Here is a 16,702-nt window from a genome sequence, read left to right as displayed (position 1 = left end):
GGGCGCTACCTCCCCGCCGGGCCGGGAGCGGCGGTCGTGGGGGCGTCCACGAAGCTGTAGCAGGGGAGCGGCCCCGTCACGCTGAGCCGGATCCGGGTGCCGTGCCGCCGGGCCTGCTCCTCGACGGCCCGGCGGAAGTCCTGTTCCGCGTCCTCGGGCACCAGGAAGGAACCGCTCAGCACCACGGTGTCGTCGACGTCGCCCTGGGCCGTCCGGCGGGCCAGCGGCGTGAGCCCGGCGAGCACCTCGCGCGCCGCGCGGCGGCCCTCCCGGGTGACCGCGCGGGCCAGCGCCTCGCCCAGCCGGACGTTGGCGTCGTAGTCGGGGCGGCGGCGGGTGCGCCGGGCCAGGTCCCGCAGCTTCTCGTCCCGCAGGACCAGGTCCTCGAAGCAGCCGGGAAGCGTCTCGCCCTTGACGTTCATCTCGACGCAGCCGCGGATCCGCTCAAACTGCGCCTCGAAATGGTGGCGTTGCTGGCCCAGATAGGACACCAGGGTGTCCTCGTCCTGGGCGAGCACGGCGAACCGCATGGGCAGGACGGGGCCCTGCCGGACCAGTTCGGCCAGCACGGTCTGGTGCGCCAACAGCTGCCGGCGGCGGGCGCGGATCTCGGCGGGCGCCGCCGACACCGCGGCGGCCAGCCCGGAGGACACCAGCAACCGGACCCGGGCGCCGTCCACGCCCTCCGCGCGGGGGGCCCGCACGCCGGCCTCGGTGACGCCGTACACGTACAGCGAACCGGTGGCGACCGGCCGGCCGGCCGAGGCGGCGCGCGCACCGCCGGGGGAGGCGGAGTACGGGGCGGAGGACAGGGGGGAGGGGGCGGTGGCCACGGCGATCAGGCCTCCGCGCGGCGCCGGGCACGCGGCCGGTCGCGGTCACGGTCACGGTCACGCACCCGGCCGGGGTCGCGCCCTCGGTCACGGTCGCGGTCGCGGTCTCGGGAGACCGCGACCGGCCGCCGCCGCTCCGGTGCGCGCCCGCGGCTCCGCCGCGGCCGGGGCCGCTCCTCGTACTCCTCGTCGAGGTCGTCCTCGGCGTACCCCTCCGCGCCCTCGAGCTCCTCCTCGCCCTCCGCCTCCTCGGTGCGGGCGCCGTCGTGTCCGAGGACACCGCGCACCCGGTCGCCGAGGGAACGGCCGGCCTTGCGCGCGCCCGCCTTCACGACCGTCTTGCCCATCGAACCGCCGCCGAAGAGCTCCGGCACGGTCTTGCTGCGCGAGGTCCGCTCCAGGTCGAGCCGGTTGCAGGCCTCGGCGAACCGCAGGTAGGTGTCGACGCTCGCCACGACGATCCGGGCGTCGATCTTGATGATCTCGATGCCCACCAGCGAGACACGGACGAAGACGTCGATGACCATGCCCCGGTCGAGAATCAGGTCGAGGACGTCGTACAGGGTGCCCGCCCGCGGTACACAGGCGAGCTCGTCGGCGTACGGAGACGGAGTGACGACGGTCATCAGCGTTCCTTCCGGATGGGGTGCGTGCGCCTACTGGTCGGCGCCCCCGCGCCGGTAGCGAGCGGTGCGGCAGTACTGGAGCATCCGGCCCTCGGCGTCCAGTTCCACCTCGTAGGTCGCGAGCAGGCTGGTGGTGTCGGGGATGCGGGCCAGTTCCAGCACGTCGAGGACGACGGTCCAGCCACCCTCCTCGGTCCTGCGGACCGCCGACACGCCTTCCTGGGGATGCCGGACGAGCTCGGCCAGTTCCTCCGAGGCGCACCGCGCCGCGTCGGCCGCGGTGCGGACCTCGCGTCCCCGCGGAGCGCGCCGGGTGGCCGTGGCCGTGGCGCGTCGCCGTTCACCGTTGTCTGCCATGGGACCACCTTTGCCGCACGATCCGCCGTGCCGCCTGCGCAGTTGGGCCGACCGGGTCACCGCCCGCACCGGGCGGTTCGGAAGGGACCGGGCGGGAAACCGTGCCCGAACGGCGCGACGCCCCTGCGACGGAACGGACAAGAACGTATGGCCACGGAAGACGGCGCGCGGGCGCTCACCGCGACGCCCAACAGCCTCCGGCTGCCCGGCATCCTGCTGGGCGCGGGCCTCGGAGGCTTCGTCGACGGCATCCTGCTCCACCAGATCCTGCGCTGGCACCACCTGCTCTCCAGCACCGACCAGGACCGCGTCGGGGTGAAGTTCTACGACCCGCGCACCGTCCCCGGGCTGGAGATGAACACCGTCTGGGACGGCTTCTTCCACGCCCTGTGCTGGATCCTGGTCCTGGCGGGCCTGGGCGTCCTGTACGGGCGGGTGACGCACGAGCGGCGGGCGGTGTGGAGCTCCCGGGTGCTGTGGGGGTGGGTGCTGATCGGCTGGGGTCTGTTCAACATCGTCGAGGGACTGCTGAACCATCAGATCCTCGGCATCCACCACGTACGCGCGGGTGACCACCAGGGCTGGTGGGACGCCGCGTTCCTGGTGCTCGGCGTCCTGCTCCTGGCCGTCGGCCACCTGGTGCGGCGCGGCGGACGCCCCGTCGACCCCTCCGCCCCGCGCGGCGCGGAGCGGACCGCCCGGGGCGGCCGCGGCTGATGGAGCACGGCCCTCATCACCGGCACCACGGCTCCGGCCTCCCCGACCTGGCCGGGCCCGCCCTCACCCTCCTGGTCCTGGCGGCCCCGGCAGGCGGCTACCTGCTCGCCGCGCGGCGGGCCGGGCGGCGCAACCCGGCGCGGCGGTGGAACGCCTGGCGCTCGGCCTCCTTCCTGACCGGGCTGGCGCTGCTCGCCCTGGCCCTGCTGCCGCCGCTCGGCCCGGCCGGGCACACGGACTTCCGGGCCCACATGGCCCAGCACATGCTGATCGGCATGTACGCCCCGCTCGCCCTGGTGCTGGCCGCCCCCGTCACCCTGCTGCTGCGCACCCTGCCCGCCCACCGGGCCCGCCGGGTGACAGCCCTCCTGCACAGCCGGCCCGTGCGGGCCGTGTCGCATCCCACGGTGGCGCTGCTGCTGAGCACCGGCACGCTGGCGCTGCTGTACTTCACGCCGCTGTACGGGGCAGCCACGGCCCACCCGGCCGGGCACTGGCTGCTGCACCTGCACTTCCTCGCCTCGGGCTGCCTCTTCGCCCACGCGATCGCGGGCCCCGACCCCGCGCCGTCCCGCCCCGGCGTGCCGGTCCGGCTCGTCCACATCGGCATCGCCGTCGCCGCGCACGCCCTGGTCTCGCAGGCCCTCTACGGCGGGTTCTCCCCGTACGTCCACGCCCCGGCCGTCGAACTCCGGCAGGGCGCCGAGCTCATGTACTACGGCGGGGACCTGGCCGAGCTCCTGCTGGCGGGCGCCCTGGTGGCGACCTGGCGGCCCGGGCGCCGCCCCGCCGCCGCACCGGTACGGGGGCCGCGGCGGCGGGTACCCGGGACGGGATGACGGCCGGCCCGCAGCAGACCCGAGGGAGATGAGCGGACATGGTCTCCGAGGAAGCCGTCGAGATCCCCTCCCGGGGCGTCAGCCTGCACGGCGACCTGGCCGTCCCTCCCGGGGCGCGCGGGGTGGTGCTGTTCGCGCACGGCAGCGGCAGCTCCCGCCACAGCCCCCGCAACCGGGCGGTCGCCGCCGGGCTCCGCGACGCGGGATTCGGCACGCTGCTGATGGACCTGCTGACCCCGGTCGAGGAACGCGAGGACGACGTCACGGCCCGGCTGCGGTTCGACGTCGGATTGCTGGCCGGGCGGCTCGCGGACGCCGTCGACCGGCTGGCGGACCGCCCGGACACCGCCGGCCTGCCGGTGGGCCTCTTCGGGGCGAGCACCGGTGCCGCCGCGGCCCTGGTGGGCGCCGCGGAGCGGCCCGCACGGGTGGCCGCGGTGGTCTCCCGGGGCGGGCGGCCGGACCTGGCGGGCGACGCGCTGCCCCGGGTCGCCGCACCCGTCCTGCTGATCGTCGGCGGCGACGACGAACTCGTCCTCGGCCTCAACCGGGAGGCCGCGCGGCTGCTCCCGGGCGTACGCAGCGTCCACGTCGTCCCGGGCGCCACGCACCTCTTCCCCGAGCCGGGCGCGCTGGAGGAGGTCACCGCCGTCGCCGGGGACTGGTTCCGCGAGCACCTGACCGGCGAGGACCGCCCCGCCGGGTGAGGCGCCGCCGTTTCAGGGCGCCGGGCGGCAGGAACCCGGAGTTTCCGGAAGCCGGCCGACGCCGGCCACCGAAGTGCCGGCCACCGAGGGAGAGGCACACCAGGTCATGCGATTCCACAACCGCCGGGAAGCCGGACAGGAACTCGGCCTCCGCTTCATGGAGTGGGCCTCCGACGGAGAACTCTTCGAGCCCGTGGTGCTGGCGCTGCCCCGCGGCGGCGTGCCGGTCGGCGCGGAGGTCGCCCGGGCCCTGGGCGTGCCGCTGGACGTGCTGGTGGTGCGCAAGATCGGCATCCCGGGCCACCGGGAGACGGGCATCGGCGCCGTCGTCGGGGACGACCCGCCCCTGTTCGACGGGAGGTCGCTGGAGATGCTCGGGCTCACCGAGGAGCGCCTCGCCGACGACGTGGCCCGCGAGCGGGAGGAGCTGCGGCGGCGCTCCCGGCGCTACCGCGGCGACCGTCCCGCGCCGGACGTCCGCCGACGCGCCGTGATCCTGGTCGACGACGGCCTGGCCACCGGCGCCACGGCCCGGGCCGCCCTGCGCCACCTGCGCCGCCGGGACCCCTCCCGGCTGGTCCTCGCCGTGCCGGTCGGCGCGCCCGAGGCCGTCTCCGCGCTGCGGGCCGAGGCCGACGACGTCGTCTGCCTGCGGCAGCCCCCGGACTTCCGGGCGGTCGGCCTCTGGTACGACGACTTCGAGCAGGTGAGCGACGAAGAGGTCGTCGACCTCCTGCACGCCCACCGGAGCTAGGGCCCGACGCGGAGAGGAGAGGACGTCATGGACAGGAAGAACACCGGTGACACCGGTCGCCGCGAGGAGGAGCCGGTCACCCGCAGGAACTCGGGGACGATCGGCCGCCGCAGTCCCCGGACCGGCACCGAACCGGTCACCGCCCGCAGCGCCCTGGGGCTGCGGCTGCTGCTGTCCGCGGTCTTCCTGCCGGTCTTCGTCGCCCTGACCGTCTTCTTCGCCGTCTGGGCGGCGGACGCCGGCCCGGGGGAGAGCCCCACGCGCGGCACGCTGGTCGGCACCACCGTCGTCTGCGCGGTGGTCGCCCTGCTGGCGGCGCTCGATCTGCTGGTGGTGCTGCGACGGCGCCGGCGCGAACGGGGCGGCCGCTGACGACCGGCGCGGAGGTCGACGCGACCGGCGCGGATCAGCCGAGCCGGGCGGCCAGGAGGGCGATGTCGTCGGTCTTCTCCCGGCCGAACCGCTCCAGCAGCGCGTCGCACAGGTCCCCGATCGCGCCCGGCGCGTCGGTGAGGGCGACCGCCAGCTCGTCCAGGCTGTCGCCCAGGTCGGTGCCCGGTACCTCGATCAGCCCGTCGGTGAGGAGCAGCAGGGTGGAGCCCTCGGGGACCTCGTGGGTGACACCGGACGGATGCCGCACGTTGAGCCCCAGCAGCGGGCCGTGCTCGGTCAGGTAGCGGGTGGAGCCGTCCGGGTGCCGCAGCAGGGGCGGGATGTGCCCCGCGTTGGCGACCTGGATGCGCCGGGCGCCGGGCTCCACCAGCACCAGGCAGACGGTGACCGTCGTCGACGGCCGCAGCCGCGTCAGCAGGGCGTCCAGCCGGTCCAGCAGGGTTCTCGGGTCGTGGCCCTCGATGGCGTAGGCGCGCAGCGCGTGCCGCACCTCGCCCATGACCATCGCCGCCTCCAGCGAGTGCCCCGCCACGTCCCCGATGGCGAGCAGCAGCCCGGCCTGTGTCTCGATGACCTCGTAGAAGTCGCCGCCGATCTCCGAGTCGTCGGCGGCCGGCGCGTAGCGCACCGCGAGGTCCACGCCGGGCACCTCCGGGAGACGGTCCGGCAGGAAGGTGCGCTGGAGGGTGAGGACCAGCGCGTGCTCCTCGCTGCGCGACCGCAGCGCCTCCAGCGCCAGCGCGCAGGCCTGGGCGAGCTGGGAGAGCAGCTCCCGGTCGTCCACCCCGGCGACCGCCTCGCCGCTCACCGCCAGCGCCACCGGCGGCCGCCCCTTCTTGGTGCGGGCCAGGATCAGCGCCACCTCGCCGGCGAACACGTCGGCCTCCGCCCCGTCCTCCCGGCATACCAGCGCCCGCCACTCCGCCCCCGGCAGCACCGCCATGGCGGTGCCGGTGCCCTCGCCGAGCATCCGGCCCGCCAGCAGGTCGAGCAGCCGCGGTTCGGCCTCCGACATCTTCACCGGCGCGACGTCCCCGGCGGCCGGGTCCGCGCCCGGCGCCGGCGCCCGGTCGACGGCGGCGACGTGCAGCGTCCGGTTGTCCGGGCTCAGGGCGACCGCCACCGCCGGCGACAGCATCAGCGCGGCCGCGCCCGCGGCGGCCGCCTCGGTGAACGCGCGGCCGTCCCGCGCCCCGTACACCGCGAGCGTGCTGCTGTTGAGGGCCGACACCCGGGCGGCGAGCCGCTCCGCGCGGCGGCGGGCGCGGGCGTAGCGCAGCGCTGCGGTGACCGTGGCCAGCAGCTCGTCCGGAGCGATCGGGTCGGTGAGGTAGGCGTCCGCGCCCCGGTGCAGGCCCTGGGTGCGGTCGCTGACCTCGATGGCCGTGGCCGAGATGTGGATCACCGGCAGCGAGGCGGTCCGCGGGTCGGCCTTGATCTGCTCGCAGACCTCGAAGCCGCTCATGTCGGGCAGCCGCACGTCGACCACGGCCAGTTCCGGCAGCTGCCCGTCCGGGGACCCGGCGAGCAGGGCCAGGCCCTCCCCGCCGTCGGCGGCCTCGACCACCGTGTGCCCGGCCCGGCGCAGCCAGCTGCCGATGATGTACCGCTTGGTGTCGTCGTCGTCGACCACCAGCACCGTGGCGACGGCGCTGTCGTTCTGGAAACAAGGGCTCACGGCCGTGGGTCCTTCCTGGTGACCCCCGCTGTCCCGCTCGTCCCCCGCGTCCCCTCCGTCCCCCGCCCGGCGGGCGTCACGTGCTCCGAGAACGCCGCCGCCAGCCGGGCCGGCGTCAGCGACGACTTGTCGAGCACCGCCCGGGCGTGCCGGAGCCGGCCGCGGTCCACGCAGTCGCCGGGCGCCGACGTCACCACGATGACCGGGACGGCGCTGAGCCCCGGGTCGGCGGCGAACTCGGCCAGCACCGCGTAGCCGTCCACGTCGGGCATGTGCAGGTCCAGGAGGACGGCGTCCGGCCGCTCCGCGCGGACCACCTCACCCGCCCGGCCTCCCCGGTCGACCTCCACCACCCGCCCGGCGAGCCGGTCCAGCAGCGGGCGGATGCTCGCGCGGAACGCCGCGTCGTCGTCCACGGTCACCAGGACCGTGATCAGCGGCCCCGCCGGACCGTCGTCACCGGGGGCCGGACGCGCGGGCAGCCGCACGGTGACCTCGGTGCCGGCGCCCGGGACGCTGGTCAGGGTGAGGGAGCCGCCCAGCAGCTCGGTCAGCCGCCGCGCGTACGGCAGGCCCAGCCCGGTGCCCGAACGGCCCCGCTGGTGCGGGCCGCGCACCTGGTAGAACTCCTCGAAGATCTGCTGCTGCTCCTCCCGCGGGATGCCCACCCCGGTGTCGGTCACGGTGAACACGACCTCGTCCGCCTCGGTGGCGACGTCCAGCCGCACCGTGCCCGACTCGGTGAACTTCAGGGCGTTGGAGAGCAGGTTCCGCAGGATCCGGGTGAGCATCACGTCGTCGCTCACGATGTGCAGCTCCGGCTCGGCGACGACCAGCTCGGCGTCGCCGTGCCGGGCATAGCCGCGCAGGGTGCCCCGCAACTGTCCGAGCAGGGCCCGCAGATCGACCGGCCCCCAGGTCGGCTCCAGCCGGCCGGACTCGGCCTTGGCGACGTCCAGCAGCTCGTCCACCAGCGCCAGCAGCGTCGCCCCGGAGGCGGAGATCAGCTGCACCTGCCGGTGCTGCTCCTCGTTGAGCCGCTCCACGTCGAACTCCAGCAGCAGCCGCGCCAGTCCGACCACGGCGTTGACAGGGGTGCGCAGTTCATGGCTGACGTTGGCCCAGAACCTGGTCTTGGCCTCGCTGGCCTCCCGCAACTGGTCGGACTTCTCCTCCAGTTCGGCGTAGAGGGCGACCACTCCCCGGTTGGTCTCCTCCAGTTCCTCGGAGAGCTCCGAGTACAGGGCCATCACCCCGCGGTTGGTCTCCTCCAACTCGGCGTTCAGGCGGCTGAGTTCCTCACGCTGGGCCCGGGACTCCTCCAGCGCCGCTATCAGGTCGGCGGTCTGCGCCCGCGCGTCGTCCAGCGCGGTCGTCCCCTTGTGGGCGCCGAGCGCCTCCCGGGCCCGCTCGACGAGCTCGGGCGGGAGCGCCCCCGCGCCCAGCGGCTGTTCGATCACCACGCCCCGCCCTTCGGCCGTGCGGTCCACGGACACCAGCCGGGAAGCCGCGGTCAGCGCCTCCCCGCCGGGACCCGGGCCGTCCTTCCAGATCAGGGTGAACCGCAGCGTCGGCCGCGCCGCGTGCACCAGGACGCAGCGGACGGTGAGCCCGCGGGAGGCGAGCAGGTCGCGGCCCAGCTCGCTCAGGGCGGTCGCCAGGCGGATCTGGTCCTGCGGCTCCACGCCCAGCGCCCCGGCCACCGTCTTCCCGCTGCGGCGCAGCACGAAGACGTCCTGCTCGGTGGTGAGGGAGAGTGACATCAGCGGGTCCGTCGCAGAGGGCCCGGGCGCCTTCACCACGGCCCCTTGGCGACGACCACGCCCGCGTCGTCCCGGCGCACGCCCGCCTCCCGCAGCAGCTGCGCGGCGGCCACCAGCGGGGTGTGGTCGAGGAACCCGGGCATGCCGGAGGCCTGCCAGCGTTCGGTGAGCCCGTCCGAGTGCATGACGACCACGCCGCCCGGTGGCAGGTCCTGGCGCACGGTCCGCAGGGTCGGCATCTGGTGTCCCACGATGCCGGGGGCGGACGGCAGGGAACGCCGGGTGCCGGTCCCGGGGTCGACGACGAAGGTGCTGATGTTCCCGACGCCGCAGAAGTACACGCTGCGGGTGCTCGGCTCGATCCGCACCACGGCCACGGCGCCCCCGCGTCCGCCGCGCAGCGCCTTGTGGAGGTCGGCGAGCATCGCCTCGGGGTGTTCCGCCGTGGAGGACCGGAACGCGCTCACCGCGGCCTGCGCCGCGCGGCCGGCGAGGGGCCCGTGGCCCAGGCCGTCGCAGCACATCACCAGCAGCGCGCCCTCGTCGCCCGGCCCGCCGTCGGCGGGCCGGGCGGCCGGCCGCCCGGGGAGGACCCGCACGTCGTCGTGCGCGGGCCGCAGCCCGGTGAGCTGTGCCCAGCCGAGCGCGGCCGCGGGCCGCTCAGGACGTGTGCCACGTCCGTCGGCGGTGTCCCCGGGCACGACGGACGGCGCGGGACCGCTGCCGGCCGCGGGCGCGCCGACGGGGCGGGCGGCCCAGGCGTCGCCGCAGACCTCCTCGCCGGTGATCGTCCGTGTCAGGCCGTCGACGAGTGGGGCGGCGGAGGCCAGAGCGCGCCGGTCGGCGGTCGTGGCCCAGAAGCGGGCCGTCAGGACGGTGCCCCGGCCCGGCAGGGAGTGCAGGCGGAAGGTGTCGGCGAGGCGGGAGATCGCGCCCAGGCCGATGCCGAGCGTGCCCGCGGTCGAGGTGCCGTCGGTGAGGGACCGCGACACGTCCGCCATGCCCGGGCCGGCGTCGGTCGTCACGAACTCCACCCCGGCGTGGTGCGGGGTCCGCACCACCCGCACCAGCAGCGCGCCGTCGACCGCGTGCCGGCGCAGATTGGTGGCGGCCTCGCTGACCGCGAGGGCAACCTCGGCGCACCGCTGCTCGTCGAAGCCGATCCGCCGCGCCACCGAGACGGCGGCGATCCTGGCCGCCGCGGGGAAGGACTCCTGGTCACGGAGCCAGACCACGTCCTCCGCGTCCAGGACGACCGGGGTCAGCGCGCCCATTTGGTCACCGCGACCCGGGTGCCGCCACCGACCTCGGTGTCCAGGGTGAACTCGTCCACCAGGCGGCGGGCGCCGCTGAGGCCGAGCCCGAGGCCTCCGCCGGAGGTCCAGCCGTCGGTGAGCGCCTGGTCGATGTCGGCGATGCCGGGGCCGGCATCGTCGAAGATCGCGCTCACGCCGGTGCGGCCGGCCCGCCGGACCAGGCCGATGCGCAGTACGCCGCCGCCCCCGTAGACCAGGGTGTTGCGCGCGAGCTCGCTCGCGGCGGTCACCAGCTTGGTCTGGTCGACCAGCGACAGCTTGCAGCGCTGGGCGAGGGTGCGCACCAGCTGCCGGGCCCGGACCACGTCGTCGTTGGAGGCGATCGGCATCGTCTCCTGGGCCTCGTCGAGGTCCGGCAGAGGACTGTTCATCGTCGTGCCGGACGGTCGCCGTCCGGCCGGGCGAGCATGGCCAGGCCCTTCTCGAGGGAGAGGGCCGTCCGCACGCCGCCGAGCGACAGGCCCAGTTCCACCAGGGTGATCGCCACGGCGGGCCGCATGCCGACCACGACCGTCTCGGCGTCGAGCATCCGGGAGATGGCCGCGGTGGTGGCCAGCATGCGTCCCACGAACGAGTCGACGATCTCGACGGCCGTGATGTCGATCACCACGCCCCGCGCCCCGGAGTCCACGATCCGGGCGGCCAGGTCCTCCTGGAGGTCCAGCACGATCTGGTCCTCCAGGTCGACCTGGATGGAGACCAGCAGCACGTCGCCGATCTTGAGGACGGGTACGCGCTCGCTCACGCCCGACCGCCGGCGGTCGTGGTGAGGTCTGCGGACCGCCGGGCCAGGGCGTGGCTGAGGGCGTCCGCCAGCGAGGCCTTGGTGACGATGTCCCCGAACTGGATGCCCAGCGCGACGATGGTCTGCGCGATCTGCGGGCGGATGCCGGAGATGATGCACTCGGCGCCCATCAGCCGGGCGGCCACCACGGTCTTCAGCAGGTGCTGGGCCACCTCGGTGTCGACCGCGGGCACCCCCGTGATGTCGATGATCGCCTGGTCGGCGTCCGCGTCCACCAGGGCCTGGAGGAGCTTCTCCATCACCACCTGGGTACGGGCCGAGTCCAGGGTGCCCACCAGCGGGACGGCGACCACGCCCTCCCACAGCTTCACCACCGGCGTGGACAGCTCCATCAGCTGCTCGGCCTGGGCGCTGATGATCTCCTCACGCGTCCGCGCGTAGATCTCGAGGGTGAACAGAGCCAGGGCGTCCATCAGCTTGCCCAGCTGCAGGTACGCGTGGATGTCGTCGGCCGCGGTGTCCACCGTGGGCGCGAGGACGTCCTTGCACGCGAGCACGCTGGTCGCGGTCTCGGTGGGGGTGAAACCCTGACGGGCCCGGCTGCGGGACAGCTCGGCGAGCAGCGCCCGCAGTTCCGCGTAGGCGTCGCCCTGCCAGTCCAGGCCCCCCTTGCGCAGCCCGTCCACCAGGGCCGTGTACAGCTCGTGGAGTTCGCGCTCGAGCTCCGCCAGCGACATGCGGCCGCGCAGCGTGCGGGAGACCGCCTCCACCCAGCCCGAGGCGAGCCGGTCGTCATTGTCCGTCAGCAGCTCGACCAGCCTGCTCGACTCTTCCTGCCCTGCCACCCGCTGAACTCCTTCGGTACGCGCCCTGACGACCGGCGGTGACCGGGCGGGCCCACGGGCGCCCGCGCATCCGTGGGACGGCGGGCCGGAGGGCCGCGCCGAGGAGCGCGGGACCAGAACGACAGAAAACAACAGGCTTCCGCTACCCCGGCCCGGGACGCGCACACCTGCGAAACTTCCGCGCGGGTGTGGTGTCCGCCACGTCCGCTGCGCGGGGTGCGGGGGCGGTTTGCTGGCGGAGGAACCGGCCCGGCCGTACGGTGGGCGGAGGGGGCGGACATGAGGACGGCTGGAAATCGCGCCTGTCGACCCCCTGGGCGGCGAACGGCGTTTTCACTTCCTTCACACGGTGAAGTAGCCTCCCAAGCTGTCGTTCGGGAAGGCCGGATGGCGCGGGCATGAGACGGGGAACCCCGGGTATCCGTGGAGTTCGCCGTGCGGCCTTTCGTCATGGCGCTCCCGCGTCATGACAACGAGCAAGGAAAGAGGTCGGTCGTGGCTGAGGCGGCGGCGGTCGAAGGTACGCGTGGTGCGTCGCGGTCGCGGTCCTCGCGTGGGGGCGGCAAGATCGGCGACGCGGAGCTGAGGCAGCTCCTGGCCGGTCTCACCGCCGTGCGCGACGGCGACTTCGGAACCCGGCTCTCCGCCGAGGACGACGGTCTCCTCGGCGAGATCGCGACCGTCTTCAACGGGATGGTCGACCAGCTCTCCCTGTTCACCTCCGAGGTGACCCGGGTGGCCCGCGAGGTCGGCACCGAGGGAACGCTCGGCGGTCAGGCGGAGGTGCCCGGCGTCTCCGGCACCTGGGCCGACCTCACCGACTCGGTCAACGCCATGGCCGGCAACCTCACCACCCAGGTCCGCGACATCGCCCAGGTGGCGACCGCGGTGGCCAAGGGCGACCTGTCGCAGAAGGTCGACGTGGACGCCCGGGGCGAGATCCTGGAGCTGAAGAACACCGTCAACACGATGGTCGACCAGCTCTCCAGCTTCGCCGACGAGGTCACCCGCGTCGCCCGCGAGGTCGGCAGCGAGGGCCGCCTCGGCGGGCAGGCCCAGGTCCCCGGCGTCGGCGGCGTCTGGCGCGACCTGACCGACTCCGTCAACTTCATGGCCGGCAACCTGACCGACCAGGTCCGCAACATCGCCCAGGTGACCACCGCGGTCGCCAAGGGCGACCTGTCGCAGAAGATCACCGTCGACGCCCGGGGCGAGATCCTGGAGCTGAAGAACACCATCAACACGATGGTCGACCAGCTCTCCTCCTTCGCCGACGAGGTCACCCGCATGGCGCGGGAGGTCGGCACCGAGGGCATCCTCGGCGGCCAGGCCGACGTCAAGGGCGTCTCCGGCACCTGGCGCGACCTCACCGACTCGGTGAACTCCATGGCCGGGAACCTGACCGCCCAGGTGCGGTCCATCGCCCAGGTCGCCACCGCGGTCGCCAAGGGCGACCTGTCGCAGAAGATCACCGTCACCGCGCGCGGCGAAATCCTGGAGCTGAAGAACACCATCAACACGATGGTCGACCAGCTCTCCGCGTTCTCCTACGAGGTCACCAGGGTGGCCCGCGAGGTCGGCACCGAGGGACGCCTCGGGGGCCAGGCGGACGTCAAGGGCGTCTCCGGCACCTGGAAGGACCTCACCGAATCGGTCAACGTCATGGCCGACAACCTCACCGCGCAGGTGCGGTCCATCGCCGAGGTCACCACCGCGGTCGCCCAGGGCGACCTCACCCAGAAGATCCGGGTGGACGCCCGCGGCGAGATCCTGGAGCTCAAGGAGACCATCAACACGATGGTCGACCAGCTCTCCGCCTTCGCCGACGAGGTCACCCGCGTGGCCCGCGAGGTGGGCACCGAGGGCAACCTGGGCGGGCAGGCGACCGTGCGCGGCGTCTCCGGCACCTGGAAGGACCTCACCGACAACGTCAACGTGATGGCCTCCAACCTGACCGGTCAGGTGCGGTCCATCGCGCAGGTCGCCACCGCGGTCGCCAAGGGAGACCTCTCGCAGAAGATCACCGTCGAGGCCAAGGGCGAGGTCGCCGCGCTGGCCGGCGTCATCAACACCATGGTCGACACCCTCTCCGCCTTCGCCGACGAGGTCACCCGCGTGGCCCGCGAGGTGGGCACCGAGGGCCAGCTCGGCGGCCAGGCCCGGGTCCCCAACGTGGCGGGCACGTGGAAGGACCTGACCGACAACGTCAACTCCATGGCGAACAACCTGACCAACCAGGTGCGCAACATCGCCCTGGTGACGACCGCCGTGGCCCGCGGTGACCTCTCCAAGAAGATCGACGTCGACGCGCGCGGCGAGATCCTGGAGCTCAAGACCACCATCAACACGATGGTCGACCAGCTGTCCTCCTTCGCCGCCGAGGTCACCCGCGTGGCCCGCGAGGTGGGCAGCGAGGGCCGCCTCGGCGGCCAGGCCGAGGTCGAGGGCGTCTCCGGCACCTGGAAGAGGCTCACCGAGAACGTCAACGAGCTGGCCGGCAACCTCACCCGCCAGGTGCGGGCCATCGCCGAGGTCGCCAGCGCCGTCGCCGAGGGCGACCTGACCCGCTCCATCACCGTCGACGCCTCCGGCGAGGTCGCCGAGCTCAAGGACAACATCAACTCGATGGTGGAGTCCCTGCGCGAGACCACCCGCGCCAACCTGGAGCAGGACTGGCTCAAGTCCAACCTGGCGAAGTTCTCGTCCCTGATGCAGGGCCACCGCGACCTCGCCGTCGTCGCCGAACTGGTCATGGACGAGCTCACCCCGCTGGTCTCCGCCCAGTACGGCGCCTTCTACCTCGCCGAGGAGCACGACGGGAGCACCGAGCTCAGCCTCGTCGGCTCCTACGGGCGGCCCACCGCCTTCGAGGGCCACTCCCGCTACCGGCTCGGCGAGTCGCTGGTCGGCCAGGCCGCGCGCAGCCGCCGCACCATCGTCGTCCAGGAGGTGCCCGCCGACTACGTGGCCATCTCCTCCGGACTCGGCGAGTCCACCCCGTGCAGCCTGGTCGTGCTGCCGATCGTGGTGGAGGAGCAGGTGCTCGGCGTCATAGAGCTGGCCTCCTTCTCCCCGTTCAAGCACGTGCACCAGGCCTTCCTGGAGCAGCTCATGGAGACGCTCGGCGTCAACGTGAACACCATCGTCGCCAACGCCCGCACCGACGAGCTGCTCGACGAGTCCCAGCGGCTCACCGCCGAACTCCAGGCCCGCTCCGCGGAACTCCAGGTGCAGCAGGACGAACTCCAGCGCTCCAACGCCGAGCTGGAGGAGAAGGCCGCCCTGCTGGCCGCGCAGAACCGGGACATCGAGACCAAGAACCTCGAGATCGAGCAGGCGCGGCAGGAACTCGAGACCCGTGCCCAGCAGTTGGCGCTGGCCTCGAAGTACAAGTCGGAGTTCCTGGCCAACATGAGCCACGAACTGCGCACCCCGCTCAACTCGCTGCTGATCCTGGCCCAGCTGCTGGCGCAGAACCCGACCCGCAACCTGACGCCCAAGCAGGTCGAGTACGCGGGCATCATCCACTCGGCCGGCTCCGACCTGCTGCAGCTGATCAACGACATCCTCGACCTGTCCAAGGTCGAGGCGGGCAAGATGGACATCAACCCCGAGCAGGTGCCGCTGCGCCAGCTCGTGGACTACGTCGAGGCCACCTTCCGGCCGATGACCACCCAGAAGAACCTCGACTTCACCGTCACCACCGCGCCCGGCGTCCCGCAGGAACTCCTCACCGACGACGCCCGGCTGCGGCAGGTGCTGCGCAACCTGCTCTCCAACGCGGTCAAGTTCACCGAGCACGGCAGCGTGGAACTGCGCATCGAGACCGCCACGCCCGAAGAGGTGCCGCCCTTCGTGCACCGCGGCGGTCCGGTGCTCGCCTTCCAGGTGAAGGACACCGGCATCGGCATCGCCGAGCAGCACCTGGAGGCCATCTTCGGCGCCTTCCAGCAGGCCGACGGCACCACCAGCCGCAAGTACGGCGGCACCGGACTCGGCCTGTCCATCAGCCGGGAGATCGCCCACCTGCTCGGCGGCGCGGTCACCGCCCGCTCCGCCGTCGGCGAGGGCAGCACCTTCACCCTCTACCTCCCCGTCGCCCGCGGCGACTGGGAGAACGCCCTCGGCGCCGCCGCCGCGATGCCCGCCCTGCGCGCCGCCGCCGACCCGGCCACGCCCGCCCCGGAGAACCGTCCGGCCCCCGAGCCCCGTCCCCGCCGGCGCCTGCTGGTGGTCGAGGAGCGCAGCCGCGGCCTGCTGTCCCTGGTCGCCGAGAGCGCCGTCGGCGACCTGGCGGGCAGCGCCGCCATCGGCAAGCCCGCCGGGGACATAGAGGTGATCACCGCGGTGGGCGCCCAGGAGGCCGCCGAGAGCCTGGCCGCCGGCCCGTTCCACTGCGTCGTCCTCGAGATCGACATGCCCGAGGAGGAGGCCATCCGCTTCCTGCGGGCCATGGACGGCGACAGCGCGCTGACCAACGTGCCGGTGCTGGCGCACAACAGCCGGCGCCTGGAGGTCGCCCAGGAGCAGCAGCTGCAGTTCCTGTCCCGGATGCGGCCGCTGGAGCTGATCTCCAGCCTGGACGAGCTGCGCGAGCGGATCACCCTGCACCTGTCCGCGGAGGAGCCCGGCGACGTGGTGCCCCTGGTGCGCCAGGAGGAGAGCCGCCGGCAGCCCGCGCGGACCGTGGCCGGCAGCCTGGCCGGACGGACCGTGCTGGTGGTCGACGACGACGCCCGCAACCTGTACGCGCTGAGCGGCATCCTCGAGCTCCAGGGCATCGAGGTGCTGCACGCGGAGAACGGCCGCAAGGGCATCGAGTCGCTGCACGCCCACCCGGAGATCGACCTGATCCTGATGGACGTGATGATGCCGGAGATGGACGGGTACACGGCTACCGCGGCGATCCGGCAGGACCCGCGCTACACGGACCTGCCGATCATCGCGGTCACCGCCAAGGCGATGCCCGGAGACCGGGAGAAGAGCCTGGCCTCCGGGGCCAGCGACTACGTCACCAAGCCGGTGGACGCGAACGACCTGATCGCCTGCATCGAGCGCTGGCTGTCAGAATGACCGGCCGGCGCGGGGGCGCCGCCGCGTCCCCGCGCTCCGGTCCCGACCGTGACCGA

Annotated in this window: 15 protein-coding genes; 6 read left to right on the top strand and 9 right to left on the bottom strand. The window is 73.7% G+C overall.

What is annotated here, in order from left to right; translation table 11 throughout:
- Window positions 1–5 precede the first annotated feature (5 nt).
- The 3 genes from ACWD3O_RS10385 to ACWD3O_RS10375 are packed head-to-tail and all read right to left on the bottom strand — an operon-like array spanning window position 6 to window position 1,816.
- The gene (locus ACWD3O_RS10385; RefSeq protein ID WP_451415572.1) at window positions 6–833 is read right to left on the bottom strand and encodes a GvpL/GvpF family gas vesicle protein; all 828 of its coding nucleotides are present in this window, start codon (window positions 831–833) and stop codon (window positions 6–8) included.
- A 5-nt stretch (window positions 834–838) separates the two neighbouring features.
- Window positions 839–1,459: a gas vesicle protein GvpJ gene (gene gvpJ, locus ACWD3O_RS10380; RefSeq protein WP_451415571.1), complete on the bottom strand. Its 621-nt coding sequence runs from the start codon at window positions 1,457–1,459 to the stop codon at window positions 839–841.
- A gap of 30 nt (window positions 1,460–1,489) precedes the next feature.
- Entirely contained in the window at window positions 1,490–1,816 is a 327-nt protein-coding gene (locus ACWD3O_RS10375) for a gas vesicle protein GvpO (protein WP_451415570.1), read from the bottom strand.
- A gap of 147 nt (window positions 1,817–1,963) precedes the next feature.
- Between ACWD3O_RS10375 and ACWD3O_RS10370 the strand changes: the two genes are divergently transcribed.
- The 5 genes from ACWD3O_RS10370 to ACWD3O_RS10350 all read left to right on the top strand — a co-directional run bounded on the left by ACWD3O_RS10370 (window position 1,964) and on the right by ACWD3O_RS10350 (window position 5,205).
- A complete protein-coding gene (locus tag ACWD3O_RS10370) occupies window positions 1,964–2,533 on the top strand; it encodes a DUF2243 domain-containing protein (RefSeq protein ID WP_451415569.1) in 570 nt (189 codons plus the stop codon).
- Entirely contained in the window at window positions 2,533–3,372 is an 840-nt protein-coding gene (locus ACWD3O_RS10365) for a cytochrome c oxidase assembly protein (RefSeq protein WP_451415568.1), read from the top strand. Before ACWD3O_RS10370 ends, ACWD3O_RS10365 begins: the two co-directional genes overlap by 1 nt.
- 38 nt (window positions 3,373–3,410) lie before the next feature.
- Window positions 3,411–4,079 carry a dienelactone hydrolase family protein gene (locus tag ACWD3O_RS10360; protein ID WP_451415567.1) on the top strand — a complete coding sequence of 223 codons (669 nt, stop codon included), beginning with the start codon at window positions 3,411–3,413 and terminating at the stop codon, window positions 4,077–4,079.
- A 106-nt stretch (window positions 4,080–4,185) separates the two neighbouring features.
- Window positions 4,186–4,833, top strand: a complete 648-nt coding sequence (locus ACWD3O_RS10355) for a phosphoribosyltransferase (protein WP_451415566.1) — start codon at window positions 4,186–4,188, stop codon at window positions 4,831–4,833.
- A gap of 27 nt (window positions 4,834–4,860) precedes the next feature.
- The gene (locus ACWD3O_RS10350) at window positions 4,861–5,205 is read left to right on the top strand and encodes a DUF6343 family protein (protein WP_451409227.1); all 345 of its coding nucleotides are present in this window, start codon (window positions 4,861–4,863) and stop codon (window positions 5,203–5,205) included.
- Window positions 5,206–5,239: 34 nt separating this feature from the next.
- On the opposite strand, the gene ACWD3O_RS10345 is transcribed toward ACWD3O_RS10350, so the two are convergent.
- From ACWD3O_RS10345 to ACWD3O_RS10320, 6 genes are read right to left on the bottom strand one after another with little or no spacing between them, the layout of a single operon-like run.
- Window positions 5,240–6,904, bottom strand: coding sequence for a SpoIIE family protein phosphatase (locus ACWD3O_RS10345; protein WP_451415565.1), 1,665 nt, complete (start codon window positions 6,902–6,904; stop codon window positions 5,240–5,242).
- A complete protein-coding gene (locus tag ACWD3O_RS10340; RefSeq protein ID WP_451415564.1) occupies window positions 6,901–8,667 on the bottom strand; it encodes an ATP-binding response regulator in 1,767 nt (588 codons plus the stop codon). The genes ACWD3O_RS10345 and ACWD3O_RS10340 overlap by 4 nt, the downstream gene beginning before the upstream one ends.
- Window positions 8,668–8,699: 32 nt before the next feature.
- Entirely contained in the window at window positions 8,700–9,941 is a 1,242-nt protein-coding gene (locus ACWD3O_RS10335) for an ATP-binding SpoIIE family protein phosphatase (RefSeq protein ID WP_451415563.1), read from the bottom strand.
- The gene (locus ACWD3O_RS10330) at window positions 9,929–10,354 is read right to left on the bottom strand and encodes an anti-sigma regulatory factor (protein WP_451409231.1); all 426 of its coding nucleotides are present in this window, start codon (window positions 10,352–10,354) and stop codon (window positions 9,929–9,931) included. Before ACWD3O_RS10330 ends, ACWD3O_RS10335 begins: the two co-directional genes overlap by 13 nt.
- The gene (locus ACWD3O_RS10325; protein WP_451409232.1) at window positions 10,351–10,728 is read right to left on the bottom strand and encodes an STAS domain-containing protein; all 378 of its coding nucleotides are present in this window, start codon (window positions 10,726–10,728) and stop codon (window positions 10,351–10,353) included. The genes ACWD3O_RS10330 and ACWD3O_RS10325 overlap by 4 nt, the downstream gene beginning before the upstream one ends.
- Window positions 10,725–11,573, bottom strand: a complete 849-nt coding sequence (locus ACWD3O_RS10320) for an STAS domain-containing protein (RefSeq protein ID WP_451409233.1) — start codon at window positions 11,571–11,573, stop codon at window positions 10,725–10,727. The genes ACWD3O_RS10325 and ACWD3O_RS10320 overlap by 4 nt, the downstream gene beginning before the upstream one ends.
- Window positions 11,574–12,407: 834 nt before the next feature.
- On the opposite strand from ACWD3O_RS10320, the gene ACWD3O_RS10315 reads away from it, so the two are divergent.
- Window positions 12,408–16,646, top strand: coding sequence for a HAMP domain-containing protein (locus tag ACWD3O_RS10315; protein WP_451409539.1), 4,239 nt, complete (start codon window positions 12,408–12,410; stop codon window positions 16,644–16,646).
- The last annotated feature ends 56 nt before the right edge of the window (window positions 16,647–16,702 follow it).

It is taken from the genome of Streptomyces sp. NPDC002640, assembly GCF_053592575.1.
The sequence above is the reverse complement of the archived record's forward strand: the minus strand, read 5'-3'. Positions and strand labels throughout refer to the sequence as shown.

Bases quoted from the DNA above. Each gene is read 5' to 3' on its own strand.
- gvpJ (WP_451415571.1), bottom strand. From the start codon at position 1,459: ATGACCGTCGTCACTCCGTCTCCGTACGCCGACGAGCTCGCCTGTGTA.
- ACWD3O_RS10375 (WP_451415570.1), bottom strand. From the start codon at position 1,816: ATGGCAGACAACGGTGAACGGCGACGCGCCACGGCCACGGCCACCCGG.
- ACWD3O_RS10370 (WP_451415569.1), top strand. From the start codon at position 1,964: ATGGCCACGGAAGACGGCGCGCGGGCGCTCACCGCGACGCCCAACAGC.
- ACWD3O_RS10365 (WP_451415568.1), top strand. From the start codon at position 2,533: ATGGAGCACGGCCCTCATCACCGGCACCACGGCTCCGGCCTCCCCGAC.
- ACWD3O_RS10360 (WP_451415567.1), top strand. From the start codon at position 3,411: ATGGTCTCCGAGGAAGCCGTCGAGATCCCCTCCCGGGGCGTCAGCCTG.
- ACWD3O_RS10355 (WP_451415566.1), top strand. From the start codon at position 4,186: ATGCGATTCCACAACCGCCGGGAAGCCGGACAGGAACTCGGCCTCCGC.
- ACWD3O_RS10350 (WP_451409227.1), top strand. From the start codon at position 4,861: ATGGACAGGAAGAACACCGGTGACACCGGTCGCCGCGAGGAGGAGCCG.
- ACWD3O_RS10340 (WP_451415564.1), bottom strand. From the start codon at position 8,667: ATGTCACTCTCCCTCACCACCGAGCAGGACGTCTTCGTGCTGCGCCGC.
- ACWD3O_RS10335 (WP_451415563.1), bottom strand. From the start codon at position 9,941: ATGGGCGCGCTGACCCCGGTCGTCCTGGACGCGGAGGACGTGGTCTGG.
- ACWD3O_RS10330 (WP_451409231.1), bottom strand. From the start codon at position 10,354: ATGAACAGTCCTCTGCCGGACCTCGACGAGGCCCAGGAGACGATGCCG.
- ACWD3O_RS10315 (WP_451409539.1), top strand. From the start codon at position 12,408: ATGGCCGGCAACCTCACCACCCAGGTCCGCGACATCGCCCAGGTGGCG.